Raw genomic sequence first — 12,055 nt, 5'->3', positions numbered from 1 at the left:
CCCTTCCCCTCCCCGTCCCCGGGCGAGTGCGAAGGGAGCGGCGTCCTGTGGCGCCCCGAAAAGGGCGTGCGCCTCCCGCCCGCCCTGGGACACGATGGGGCGATGGGATGGACGCTCGACGACGACCCGGAACGGTTCGCGGCCACCGCGGGGGACTTCCTGCGGGCGCGCGCCGTGGAGAACTCGGTCCTGCTCACCGTCCTCGACACGCTGCGGCGCCGTGGCGCGGACGCGTACGGGTCCGGAACCCCGGTCTTCGGGTCCTGGCGGCCCGACGGCGGGGGAGAGGTGGCCGCCGCCGTCCTGCAGACGCCGCCGTACCCTCCGCTGGTCACCGCCGCGCCGCAGGACGCCGCCCGCGCGCTGCCCGGGGTGTGGGCCGGCGCCGTCGAGGCCGGCCGGGCCGGCGTCCCGTCCGGAGTGCGCGGCGAGGCCGAGGCGGCCCGGACCTTCGCCGACGGATGGCGGGCGCGCACGGGGGAGACCGTGCTGGTGCGCCGCAACGCCCGTTTCTTCCGGCTGGCCGCCCTCACACCGCGCGCACCCGCGCCACCGGGAGCCGCCCGCGTCGCAGGCCCGTCGGACCGCGACCTCGTGCTCCGCTGGCACCAGGAGTTCGCGGTCGACATCGGCGGTCCGGTCCCCGGCGGCGAACAGGCCGTCGACGACGCCATCGCCCACGGCGGCCGCACCCTGTGGGAGCTGCCCGACGGCCGCCCGGTGTCCATGGCGGGCGCGACCGTTCCCGTCGGCGGCGCGGTCCGGGTCGTCGCCGTCTACACGCCCCGGGCCCACCGTGGCCGCGGCTACGCGGGCGCGGTCGTCGCGGCCGTCTCGCGCACCGCCCTGGACGCGGGCGCCCGCGAGGTGCTGCTCGTCACCGACCTCGCCAACCCGGTGTCCAACGGCCTCTACCAGAAGCTCGGTTACGTGCCAGTGCGGGACGCGGTCGAGCTCGACTTCGCGGCGGCGGACGAGGGGGCGCACGCGGTGCCGGGGAGGTAGGCGCCGAGGCGCCCGCCCACGGGGGTTCGCGGGTTCGGCCGTGAGGGCTCTGACGTCGGGGGAGAGGCCGGGCGCAGTCCGCGACGGCTCCGACGGTGCCGGGCCGTTCCTCTGACCGTGGCGGGGCGCCCCGTCCCGGCCGCCCACGCGAAGCGGAGGGCGCCACCGCATAATGGAGAGCGGCGGACACCCCGCCGTCCGACGAACCTGCCAGGAGGCCCCGTGACCGGCTCCGGACGACAGCCCTCCCGCCTCGCGACGCTGCGCCCGGCGCCCTTCGGCGCGGACCCGACGGGCGCGCGACTGGAACGCATCCTGAAGTCCCCCAACTACGCCGACGGCGCGTTCGTGAACCCGGTCGGGGCCCGGAGCGTGCCCAGCGGCAGCCTGCTCAAGTCGCTTCCGGAGAACATGCGCAAGGAGGCCAGGCTCGCCCGCAAGCCCGCGCGGCCGGTGCCGGTCCACCCGACCATGCTGGCCGACCTGGCACGGCCGGCGGCCTCCGGGCTGCGCCTGACCTGGCTGGGCCACTCGTCCGTGCTCGCCGAGATCGGCGACCGCCGGGTGCTGTTCGACCCGGTGTGGGGCGAGCGCTGTTCGCCCTTCTCCTTCGCCGGGCCGCGCCGCGTGCACCCCGCCCCGGTCCCGCTGGAGTCGCTGACCGGCGTGGACGTGGTCGTCATCTCCCACGACCACTACGACCATCTCGACATGCCCACGATCAAGGCGCTGGTCCGCAGCGACGTGCTGTTCGCGGTGCCGCTGGGGGTCGGCAGCCACCTGGAGTACTGGGGCGTCGCGCCGGAACGGCTGCGCGAACTGGACTGGAACGAGTCCACCGAGATCGCCGGTCTCACGCTGACCGCCACCCCCGCCCGCCACTTCTGCGGGCGCGGCCTGCGCGGCCGCCAGCAGACGCTGTGGGCGTCCTGGGTGGTCACCGACGGCACGCACAGCGTCTACCACAGCGGCGACACCGGCTACTTCCCCGGCTTCGCCGACATCGGCCGGCAGCACGGGCCGTTCGACGCCACGATGATCCAGATCGGCGCCTACTCCGAGCACTGGCCCGACATCCACATGACGCCCGCCGAGGGCATGCAGGCCCACGTCGACCTGTCCGGTGGCACCCCGGCCGGCGTCATGCTGCCGATCCACTGGGGCACCTTCAACCTCGCGCCGCACGCCTGGTCCGACCCGGCCGAGGGCACGGTGGCCGCGGCCCGCGAGCACGGCGCGGCGATCGCGACGCCGCGGGTCGGCGCCCCCTTCGAGCCTGCCGACCCGCAGCCGGACGACTGGTGGTGGCGCGACTGCGCGGTCGTGCCGCAGGGCGGCTGGCCGGAGCACCCGCCGCGGCGGCCCGCCCCGGGCCAGGCCCCCGACGATTCCGATTCCGACTCCGACTCGGGGGACGGCGTCCCCGACACCAGCGCGTCGCCGGTGGGCAGTTGAGCGCTCCGCGCCCGAGCGTCGTTCAACTGCCCCGCAGCAAGGGCGGTTCGTCAGGAGGCCCTGCCGACCGGGCGGTGGGGCCACTACGCTGACGGAGTGACGACCATCGGGACGGAGTCGGAAACCAGCGGCGTAGCGACGGCGCCGATACGCGGCCGGCTCGGGCCGGTCGCCCACCGCGGCCGCTGGATCGCCGGCGGCCTCGCCCTCCAGCTCGTGGGACTCGGGGCACCCACCGCCTACGTGGTGACCAAGGCCCGGCACGAGAGCATCGCCGGGCTGGTCAGCGTCGCGACCGTCCGCCTGGCCTGGCGCGAGTCGCTGCACGCCCACGCGGGCATCGCGGTCCTGGCCGCCGGGGCCGTCCTCTTCGCGCTCGGCAGCGTGGTGCTGGCCCGGCCCTTCGTCAAACGCCGCCTCACCCTCGTCGTCGCCGTACCGCTCGCCGCGCTCTGCGGGGCACTGATCCTCGGCCTGGCCGCGCTGCTGGTGGTGCTGCTGTACCTCTGGGCGGAGAACGGGGGCGGGGGAGACATTCCGACCGGAAGCGGTGGCCGGGCGGGCCCGGGCACCAAATCTCCGCCCAGGTCCGGAGCGGACGAAGCGCCGGACGTCCCGGTCTGACGCGACGAGAGGGCAAGCAGCCGCCTCGGCTCAGCCCTCGTTCGGGCGCAGCACCTCGAAGGCGCGGTCGAGGCGGTGATACGCGTCGTCGAACCAGGCGTCGGTCATCGGGACGGTCACCGTCACGGTCGTCGGGGACGTCGCGTCGTCCTTGACGGTGACGCGGCACCGGTCGTCGTCCTCGGCGAGCTCGACGAACAGCCCTGGAGCGCGGGTGTCCGCGCGCCACGCGATGTCGTGCCCGGTGTCCAGCAGGTCCAGGGCCTGCTGCCACGCACGCAGATCCTCCAGGGACATCGAGGTCCTGAGAGAGCCGCGTACGAAGGGTGTCTCGACGTCGAACTCCCCGTTCAGTCCGTCGCCCCCGCCCTCCGCGGTGATCCGGACGACGACGCTGCTGCCGTCCCCCTCCCAGCGGATCAGATCGATCGGCCCCTCGGCCATGACGGCGTCCTCCCGGCTCACGCATACGATGTCGAACAGCACCCGAACGCTGCACGTCCACACACACCTAGCACAGCGACTCGCCCCGGCGAACCCCGGGCAGCAGCGCAGCACCCTCATCTGCCACCGCCGCGGTACCGGCGAGGAGGTCGGATGCTGTGGGCGGGGTGCCGTAGGTGTCACAGCGCCTTGGGGCGCAGGGTGCTGTCGGGGCGCAGGGTGCCGGTCTCGTCGAGGTGGTCGAGGACGACGGGCAGGCCCTGGGCGAGCATCTTGGTGCGGACAGTGGCGAGGATCTTGGCCATGAAGTAGCCGCCGATGCCGGTGAAGCCGGTGTGGTCATAGCTGAAGCGGGTGCCGCCGGCGTGCGGTTCGAGGCGGTAGGCGACCTCGGTGGTTGCACCGCCGCCCTCGTCCTGCCAGGAGTAGCGCAGCACGGTGGGTTCGCGCACCTCCAGGACCGTGCACAGGACGACGCCGCTCCAGCCCGGCTTGGGCTTGGCGACGTACCGGAAGTCGGCGCCCTCGACGGGGGTGAAGCCCTCCATGCGGGCGCCCGCGCCGGTGGCCGTCCACAGGGGCACGAGCTCGGGGTCGGTGACCGCGCGCCAGACCAGATGCAGCGGGTGGGGGTAGTTGCGGACGATGCGGATGGCACTCACGTGGTCCTCCAGGGCTGACGGCTAAAGTTACCGTAGCAGTAATTTTACAGGCACAGTAAATATGCCTCAGGATGGCTATGCTCTCGACCATGACCATGAAGACGGTGGACTGGACGGCCCTGCGCCCCCGGGAGGAGCCGCCCGCCACCGAAGGCCTGCGCGAACGCAAGAAGCGCCTGCTGCGCCGACGGCTCTCGGACACCGCCACCGAGATGTTCATCGAGCGCGGCTTCGACGCAGTGCGGGTGGCCGAGGTCGCCGAGGCGTGCGGCGTCTCGGAGAAGACGGTGTTCAACTACTACCCGACCAAGGAATCCCTGGTCCTGGACCTAGGCGAATCCACCCTCGCCTCCCTGGAGAAAGTGCTCGCCGACCCGCGCCTGCCCGCCGTCGAAGCGGCACAGTTGATCCTGGCCGAACAACTCTCGGCGCTGACCGCATGGATCTTCGGCCAGCCCGACCTCACTCAGGCCAAGGGCACGCTCAGGCGCTTCGCCTGCCTCATCCGCTCCACCCCCTCCCTGAGGGCCCACCACCGCGACACCACCGACCGCCAGGCCGCCGCCGTCGCCGCGATCCTGGCCGCACGAGCCGGCCTGCATCCTGGCGACCCCGAACCCCAGATCGCCGCAGCAGCCCTGCTCGCCCTGTGGCCCATCCAGTTCCAGTCGCTTCACAAACACCTGGAACCGGCCCACACCGCAGCAGGCCTCCACGCCGCCGTCACCGCCGACGTCCACCGCGCAGCACGCCTCATCAACACCGGACTGCACGACCTCAACCGCCCACATCTCGAACAACCCGGCGAAACGCGGACCCTCTGACGGGCACCCACCGCGGCAGCCCCTTGCTCGACTTCTTGGTGACGGCGCGCAGCCGGTGGGTGAACGTCGAGGTGCTGGTCCGCACCCTTGGTGGCGACGGTCTCGACGTCTTCCTCGCCGAGCTGGCGGAAGACTTCCGCGGGTGGGAGGGCGCCCGGACGTGGCGGTCCCTGGAAGGCGACCTGACCCTTTCCGCACGGCACTCCGGGCACGCCGTGCACCTCACCTGGGGCATGCACGACCACCCTCCGTCCGACGAGTGGCGCTTCGAGGCGACGACCGAGCACGCCCCAGGAGAGGACATGCGCAACCTCGCCGCAGAGATGAGCGCCTTCCTGCGCTCCGAGCCGCGCCCCGCCTGACCGACGTACTTTCTGGCCGCCGTCACGGCCCCAACTGCCGTCGGCTGCCGCAGAATGCCCGGCATGAAGGTCCTGAGCATCGACATGAGCGCCGGCTCCCCGGCGACGGCCCACGGCAGCCAAGGCGTACGTCGCGTCCGGGTTCACCGCGGAAGCGGCTCCGCGGCCGTCACCGTCATGCGTCTGGAGCCGGGCGGACGGATCGGGCGGCATCCGGCGACGACGCCCCAGATCCTCATCGTCACGCAGGGGCAGGGCTGGGCCAGCGGCGCCGAGGGTGAGGCCGAAGCGGTGGCGGAAGGGCAAGCGGCCTGCTGGGCCGCGGGGGAGGAGCACGAGACCTGGACCGACACGGGGATGACCGTGCTCGTCGTGGAGGCCGAATCGCCCTCCGCGGAGAGCCTGTTCGGGGAAGCGGCCCGGGGCTGAAGGCACCCCCGGCGCAACCCCCGAAGACCCGCCTCCCTGACCCCGAGTTCCTCGCAGCCTCCGCTGAGGTTCGGCCGCTCCCGAGGCCGGCAGCCCTACGCCGTCGCCCGCCCCAAATACGTGAGCACGCCCGGGTCGCTCACCGGAATCTCGTGGAACCCCAGCCGGTCGTAGAACGCGCGGGCCGGCGTGTTGACGGTGAGCATGCCCAGGTGGACGGCCGGAACCCCGGCCCGGGCCAGCGCCGCGAGGTAGGCGTTCATCAACGCGCGCCCATGACCGCCGCGTTGGAAGTGCGGCAGCACGTCGATGTGCAAGTGGGCCGGGTAGTCGGCGAGTTCGCGCAGCACCATCCGCTCCGGCGTGTGCAGCAGCGCCGCCATCGCCTCCGTGGGCGTGGTGGGCTCACCGGCCGGCGCGGGCCAGCGGCCCGCGACGCCCGGCAGCCACTCGTCCCTGAACCGCTTGACGAATCCGGCCGTGTCACCGGTGCCGAGGACGTAACCGACCGCGTTCCCGTCCCCGTCGTCCAGGACGAACGTCAGGCCGGGTTCCAGCACCGCGTAGGGCGCCGCGAAGATCGCGCCGAGCAACTCGCGGTCCTGCGGCGGGTACTGGTCGGTGGCGTCCTGGCCCGCGTCGGCGGTGCGCAGGCAGATGTCATACAGGGCCGGCAGGTCGGCGGGCTGGTACGGGCGGACGACGGGGCTGGTCACGGCTGCTCCGGGTGGGTCAGGGAACGCAGGGCGGTCGGGGGCTCGGACGGGGCGAGCTGGGTGAAGGTGAAGGAGAACGTCGCGGGCGCGGCCGTCAGCCGGAAGTCGGGCAGCACCTCGGGCCCGCAGGCGTGGCTGCCGACGCCGTGCACCGCGTGGTCCAGGTGCAGCCACAGCGTGCGGTCGCGGACGAGCTCGTGCGTGTGCTCGGCGGCGTCGAGTGCCTGGGTGCTCCAGGGGCGGGCGGTCAGCCAGAACGGCGGTGCGCCCTCCACCCGCAGCCCCGTACCGTCGTCGCGGCGGAACTCCGCCCAGCGCACGTCCGCCCGCGCGCCGTTCTCCTGCGGCCGCACGTACGGGGTCTGGAGGGCGTCGACCGTCGAGCGGTAGCGGCCGATGCGGGAGGCGGCGCGCGTGTCGGCGTAGGCCTCGCCCGGCCCGCCGCCGTACCACTCGACCTCGTCCATGGTCGGGCAGACGCCCATACGCAGGCCCAGCCGGGGGAGCGGCAGCGTCCAGTCGCCTTCGGGCGTGACCTCGACGTCCACGGTGAGCCCGTCGCCGGTCGACGACCACGTGCAGACGGTGTGCAGCGCCAGGTCGGTGGCCGCCGGCGCGACCCGCGTGGTGACGGTCAGCGTGTCGCCGCCCACCGCGACCCGCATTACGCGGTGCCGCATGCGGTGAAGGCCCAGCTCCCGCCACTGCCGGTCGAGTTGGCCCTGCGGGTACCAGGCCATGCCGCGGTCGTTGTCGACCGGGGCCCGCCAGACGTCCAGCGCCGGGCCGGTCACCTGATTGCCGTTGAGGTAGCGCAGCGCCCCGGTGGCCGCGTCGAAGACGCCCGGGCCGAGGACGACCATGCCGCCCTCGGCCAGCCGCGGGCTGTGCGGCTTCCCGCGGTTGGGCGTGAACTGGCCGCTCGCGGTGAACTGGCGTCCCGCCGTAGCCCGTTCTCCCGCCGTGAACTGGCCTCCCTGCGCGTCGCCCTGGGCCGCGGCGAACTGCGTCCAGGCCACCTCGTGCCCGGCCGGCGCCCACGCGGTGTCCTCGGCCAGCGTCGCCCGTACCGTCCAGAACGCCTCACCGCGGCCCGTCCTCTTCGGCATCAGCGGCAGTTCCAGCACCGCGCTCTCCCCGGGCTGCAGTTCGGGCACCTTCAGACGGCCGCGATCGGCGGCCTCCCCGCCCTCCTCGTAGGCCCAGCGGAACGTCAGGCCCGAAAGGTCGGCGAAATCATGGAGGTTGGTGACGGTGACGGTACCGCGCCCGGGGTCGCCGACGATGCGCACCGGCTCGACGACCTTCTTGAACTCCAGCAGGCCCGGCGACGGGGTGCGGTCGGGGAACACCAGGCCGTCGCACACGAAGTTGCCGTCGTGGACCTCCTCGCCGAAGTCCCCGCCGTAGGCGAAGTACGCGGTGCCGTCCGCGGTCCTGCGGCGCAGCCCGTGGTCGATCCACTCCCAGACGAAGCCGCCCTGGCAGCGCTCGTACGCCGAGAAGATCGCCTGGTACTCGGTGAGCCCGCCGGGACCGTTGCCCATGGCGTGCGCGTACTCGCACAGGATGAACGGCATCGCCCGCCGCTGGGCGTCCAACTCCGCGTCCTCCAGGGGCGGTTCCTCACGGCGTCCGATCAGCTCGCACTCCGCGTGGTCGGCGTACATCCGCGAGTAGACGTCGACGTCCGCGCTCGACAGATCGCCCTCGTAGTGCAACGGGCGGACGGCGTCGCGCCCGCGGATCCAGGCCGCCATCGCCGACAGGCCGCGTCCGGTGCCGCACTCGTTGCCCAGCGACCACATGATCACCGACGGGTGGTTCTTGTCCCGCTCGACCATCCGCGCCGCCCGGTCGAGCAGCGCCGGAGTCCAGCGCTCGTCGTCCACGGGGTTGCCGCGCCAGCCGACCTCCTGGAAGCCGTGCGTCTCCAGGTCGCACTCGTCGACCACCCACAGGCCCAACTCGTCGCAGAGCTCCAGGAACGCCGGATGCGGCGGATAGTGGCTGGTCCGCACCGCATTGATGTTGTGCTGCTTCATCAGCAGCACGTCGCGCCGCATCGTCTCCAGGTCCACCGCCCGGCCGTGGTCGGGGTCGAACTCGTGCCGGTTCACACCGCGCAGCAGGATCCGGCGGCCGTTGACCTTCAGCACACCGTCCTCGACGGCCACCGTGCGGAAGCCGATCCGCAGCGGGATCCGCTCACCCTCGGTGGCCAGTTCGGCGTCGTACAGGCGCGGCAGCTCAGCCGACCAGGGCTCCACCGGCACGATCACCGGTTCGCCGGTCGGGATGTCGAGCCCCAACTCCGGGACGGTGACGGTGCCGTGCGGCTCGCAGTCCACCCGCAGCGTGCCCAGACCGGTCGCGTGGTCGTAACCGCAGTGCACGAAGAAGTCGGTGACCGCGCCCTCGGGACGCTCGATCAGCGTGACGTCCCGGAAGATGCCGGGCAGCCACCACATGTCCTGGTCCTCCAGGTAACTGCCCGACGACCACTGGTGGACGCGGACCGCCAGCACGTTGCCGCGCGGACGCAGCAACTCGCCGACCTCGAACTCCACCGGCAGCCGGCTGCCCTTGAACACGCCCAGTTCGGTGCCGTTCAGCCACACCCGCGCGCACGACTCGACGCCGTCGAAGCGCAGCACCGCCGCACCGCCCGGCCAGTCGTCCGGCAGATCGAACTGCCGCAGATGGTCACCGGTCGGGTTCTCCGTCGGCACAAACGGCGGATCGACCGGGAACGGGTAGCGCACGTTGGTGTACGCGGGACGCCCGTGGCCCTGCAGCGGCCAGTGGCACGGTACCGGCAGCACGTCCCAGCGGGAGGCGTCGAAGCCGGGGCGGGCGAACGACTCGTCCTCGGCCTGCGCGGTCGCCGACAGCCGGAACCGCCACGCGCCGCCGAGGTTCAGCCGCCGGGCGTCGGACACCGCCCACCACGCGCGCGGCGGGAGCGCTCCCGTGCCGGGCGAGGGGTCCTCGTAGTACGGCAGTGCCCCGGCCGGCGGCGCCTCGTGCATCGTGCTGCTCCTCAAGTGCTGTGATCTGGCGTCTTCGGACCCGGGCCACCCCGGTCCGCCCGGTGACCGGGACCGCCCGGACCGCCCGGACCGCCCGGGACCGGGCCGGTCTGGCGTTCGCGTCTCGCATCCTTGCGCGTATCCGATTCTGCTCAGGCGTATGGCTCCGCCGCTAGATGTATCGATCAAGGATTGGGTTTCGTTCGGGGGCCGGGGGTGTGGCCGGGGTCCGGAATCTGGGCCGGGCTTCCGGCCGGAGAACCATCTGACGGTGGTACGGCGGAGCCTGGGGTGACGGGGGAAGCCGGCTCCCCAAATCGCGTGCTTGAACGAGGACTTGACCGGTTCGCGCCGGCGCTGGGATCCTGCCCGCCCTTGAGACTTCGGGAGAGCGCGATGGCCAACCTCTTTGCCCACGGCACCGGCCTGGCGCGCGCCGCCGGTCTGGCCGCCCAGACCCAGCAGACGCAGCCCATATCCGGCCTCAGCGGACGGACCGCCTTCGTGCTGATCGCGGCGGTGGTCGTGGTCATCGCCGTCATCGCGGTGATCCCGATGATCATGGACGTACGGCGGGCCACCGCGTGGCGGCAGCAGCTCACCGACCACCTGATCAGCCACGCCGCCACCGACCAGGAAGTGCGCGACTTCCTGCGCGATCTGCGCGAGCCCCGCGGCGTCCGCGGCCTCACCCGCAGCATCATCGCCGTCCTGATCCTGGCCCTGGTCGGGTTCGCGCTCGCCGTCGCCATGCTGTCCGCCGGCTCCGACTCCGGCGACCTGCGCAAGACCATCGTCACCGCGCTGATGACCGTGCTCGCCACCGTCGCGGGCTTCTACTTCGGCACGTTGGGCGCGCAGAACAGTGCCGAGGACGCCCGGCGGCAGGCTTTGGCGGTGCCGCGCACGCCGAAGAAGGACGAGAAGCCGTCCGGCTCGGGCGGGGACGGAAGCGGCGTCGCCGAGCCCGGCGGCGGTCCGGGCGGCTCCGGTGGTTCCGGCGGCGGCACGCCCGCTCCGAGCGGCGCGCCCGCTCCGAGCGGCGCGGCCGCGGACCAGGCGTCCGGGACGACGGGTGGGGGCCAGCGGGTGGGGACGCCGGAACGGAGACGGGTGCTGGTTCGGGTTCCGGTGCCGGTACGGACGGCGAGCCGGGCACAGGGCCCGCGCCCGCGCCGGCCGGCGCCTGACGTCGTCAGAGAAGCCAGGGACACGGGCTGCGGCAACGCCGCCCGGGCTGCTGCCGCCGCCGGCATCCGCCGTCCGAACGAGCCGCAGGTCGTGGGAACGTCTGCTGGTCGTCGGTGCGGCCGCGGTGGAGTACGGTCCGAGCACGCGAGCCGCAGCGTCCGCCTGCCGGTGGCCGGAACGGCGACGCGGTCACCCCCGCGCGGGATTCGGGAGCGGGCGCGGGTCTCGTCACACCGATCCGGCACGCATCCGGGACGGCCTGCCCGAACCGGCCCGCATGCCGGCGCATGGGATGAAACCGCGTCCAGGTCGGCTCGCCGGCCGACAAGGCAAGGGTCGGACGTACCCGTCACCGGGGCAGCCCGCGCCCTCAGCACCGCCCCGCCGCCCGGCGCGGCCACCGCCCTCACAACTCCAGAAACTCGTCGATCCGCCTCCGCAGCGCCCCCGCGTCCAGGCCGTGCCCCACCACATGCTCCTGCCAGGACCCGTACTTCCGCAGTTCCTCGCGGCGCGTACCCAGCGCCAGGACGCGGTGCGGGAAGGCGGCCAGCGCCTCGTTCGCCGCGGCTGCCGACGTGCCGGCCAGGTACGGCTCGACCAGCACCAGGTCCGGCCGGACCGAGCGGCTCACCGTCGCCGCGACCGTCGCGGCGTCGAACGGCCGCACCGTCGACGCGTACAGCACCGTCACGTCGCGGCCCGACGTCGCCTCCAGCACCGCGTCCAGCATCGGCCCGACGGCCAGCACCACCGCGTCCCGCCCCTCGCGCACCACCGGGAAACGCCCCGGTGACACCGGCAGCGCCGCGAGGTTGGCCTGCTCGCTGAGCCGCACGTAGACGTGACGGTCACCGTCCGCCGCCGCATGCCGCAGCAGCGCCTCGGCCTCGTCCGGGTGGCCCGGTACATGGATCGTCCAGCCGTCGAGGGTGTCGAGCAGGGCCACGTCGCCGGGGGACTGGTGGGTGCGGCCGCCGGACGCGTTGTCGTACGACGCGCCCGCGCTCACCAGTACCGCGCCCACGCCCTGGTGCCCGAGGTCCAGCTTGACCTGCTCGAAGGGCCGCTCGACCAGGAAACTGGCGAAGGTGTGCACGATCGGCCGCAGGCCCGTGAGGGCGAGCCCGCCGGCCGCGCCGACCAGCAGCTGTTCCCTGATCCCCACGTCGATCACGCGGTCCGGATGGGCGCGGGCCGCGTCCTGGAAGCGGTCCGCGGAGATGGCCGCGAGGACCAGGGCGAGGCGCGGGTCGCGGTCGAGCAGGTCGGTCGTGACGGTGGCGAAGCGCTCACGCATGGTGTCCATCG

At 73.3% G+C, this 12,055-nt stretch carries 11 protein-coding genes; 6 read left to right on the top strand and 5 right to left on the bottom strand.

The window, feature by feature from the left end; translation table 11 throughout:
- The first annotated feature begins 102 nt into the window (after positions 1-102).
- From K7862_RS26290 to K7862_RS26280, 3 genes are all read left to right on the top strand, one after another.
- Positions 103-1,005: a GNAT family N-acetyltransferase gene (locus tag K7862_RS26290; protein ID WP_222966843.1), complete on the top strand. Its 903-nt coding sequence runs from the start codon at positions 103-105 to the stop codon at positions 1,003-1,005.
- Between the two features lie 222 nt (positions 1,006-1,227).
- A complete protein-coding gene (locus tag K7862_RS26285) occupies positions 1,228-2,460 on the top strand; it encodes an MBL fold metallo-hydrolase (protein WP_222966841.1) in 1,233 nt (410 codons plus the stop codon).
- 96 nt (positions 2,461-2,556) lie between these two features.
- Complete coding sequence (locus K7862_RS26280; protein WP_222966839.1) at positions 2,557-3,084, top strand: hypothetical protein; 528 nt, start codon at positions 2,557-2,559, stop codon at positions 3,082-3,084.
- Between the two features lie 30 nt (positions 3,085-3,114).
- On the opposite strand, the gene K7862_RS26275 is transcribed toward K7862_RS26280, so the two are convergent.
- The gene (locus tag K7862_RS26275) at positions 3,115-3,549 is read right to left on the bottom strand and encodes a DUF5959 family protein (protein ID WP_308012194.1); all 435 of its coding nucleotides are present in this window, start codon (positions 3,547-3,549) and stop codon (positions 3,115-3,117) included.
- Between the two features lie 158 nt (positions 3,550-3,707).
- Entirely contained in the window at positions 3,708-4,190 is a 483-nt protein-coding gene (locus K7862_RS26270) for an SRPBCC family protein (protein ID WP_222966837.1), read from the bottom strand.
- Positions 4,191-4,279: 89 nt separating this feature from the next.
- On the opposite strand from K7862_RS26270, the gene K7862_RS26265 reads away from it, so the two are divergent.
- The 3 genes from K7862_RS26265 to K7862_RS26255 all read left to right on the top strand — a co-directional run bounded on the left by K7862_RS26265 (position 4,280) and on the right by K7862_RS26255 (position 5,805).
- Positions 4,280-5,014, top strand: a complete 735-nt coding sequence (locus K7862_RS26265; RefSeq protein WP_308012193.1) for a TetR/AcrR family transcriptional regulator — start codon at positions 4,280-4,282, stop codon at positions 5,012-5,014.
- Between the two features lie 23 nt (positions 5,015-5,037).
- Positions 5,038-5,376: a DUF6228 family protein gene (locus K7862_RS26260; RefSeq protein ID WP_222966835.1), complete on the top strand. Its 339-nt coding sequence runs from the start codon at positions 5,038-5,040 to the stop codon at positions 5,374-5,376.
- A gap of 63 nt (positions 5,377-5,439) precedes the next feature.
- Positions 5,440-5,805: a hypothetical protein gene (locus K7862_RS26255; protein WP_222966833.1), complete on the top strand. Its 366-nt coding sequence runs from the start codon at positions 5,440-5,442 to the stop codon at positions 5,803-5,805.
- Positions 5,806-5,900: 95 nt separating this feature from the next.
- Here the strand turns inward: K7862_RS26255 and K7862_RS26250 are convergent, their stop codons facing one another.
- The 3 genes from K7862_RS26250 to K7862_RS26240 form a co-directional block, all read right to left on the bottom strand.
- On the bottom strand, positions 5,901-6,521 hold the full coding sequence (locus tag K7862_RS26250; RefSeq protein ID WP_222966831.1) for a GNAT family N-acetyltransferase: 621 nt from the start codon (positions 6,519-6,521) through the stop codon (positions 5,901-5,903).
- On the bottom strand, positions 6,518-9,553 hold the full coding sequence (locus K7862_RS26245; RefSeq protein WP_222966829.1) for a glycoside hydrolase family 2 TIM barrel-domain containing protein: 3,036 nt from the start codon (positions 9,551-9,553) through the stop codon (positions 6,518-6,520). Before K7862_RS26245 ends, K7862_RS26250 begins: the two co-directional genes overlap by 4 nt.
- A 1,597-nt stretch (positions 9,554-11,150) precedes the next feature.
- Positions 11,151-12,053 (bottom strand): transketolase family protein, encoded by a 903-nt coding sequence (locus K7862_RS26240; RefSeq protein ID WP_222966827.1) that lies wholly within the window; start codon positions 12,051-12,053, stop codon positions 11,151-11,153.
- Positions 12,054-12,055 lie beyond the last annotated feature (2 nt).

It is taken from the genome of Actinacidiphila acidipaludis, assembly GCF_019890725.1.
Classification (GTDB): domain Bacteria; phylum Actinomycetota; class Actinomycetes; order Streptomycetales; family Streptomycetaceae; genus Actinacidiphila; species Actinacidiphila acidipaludis.
The sequence above is the reverse complement of the archived record's forward strand: the minus strand, read 5'-3'. Positions and strand labels throughout refer to the sequence as shown.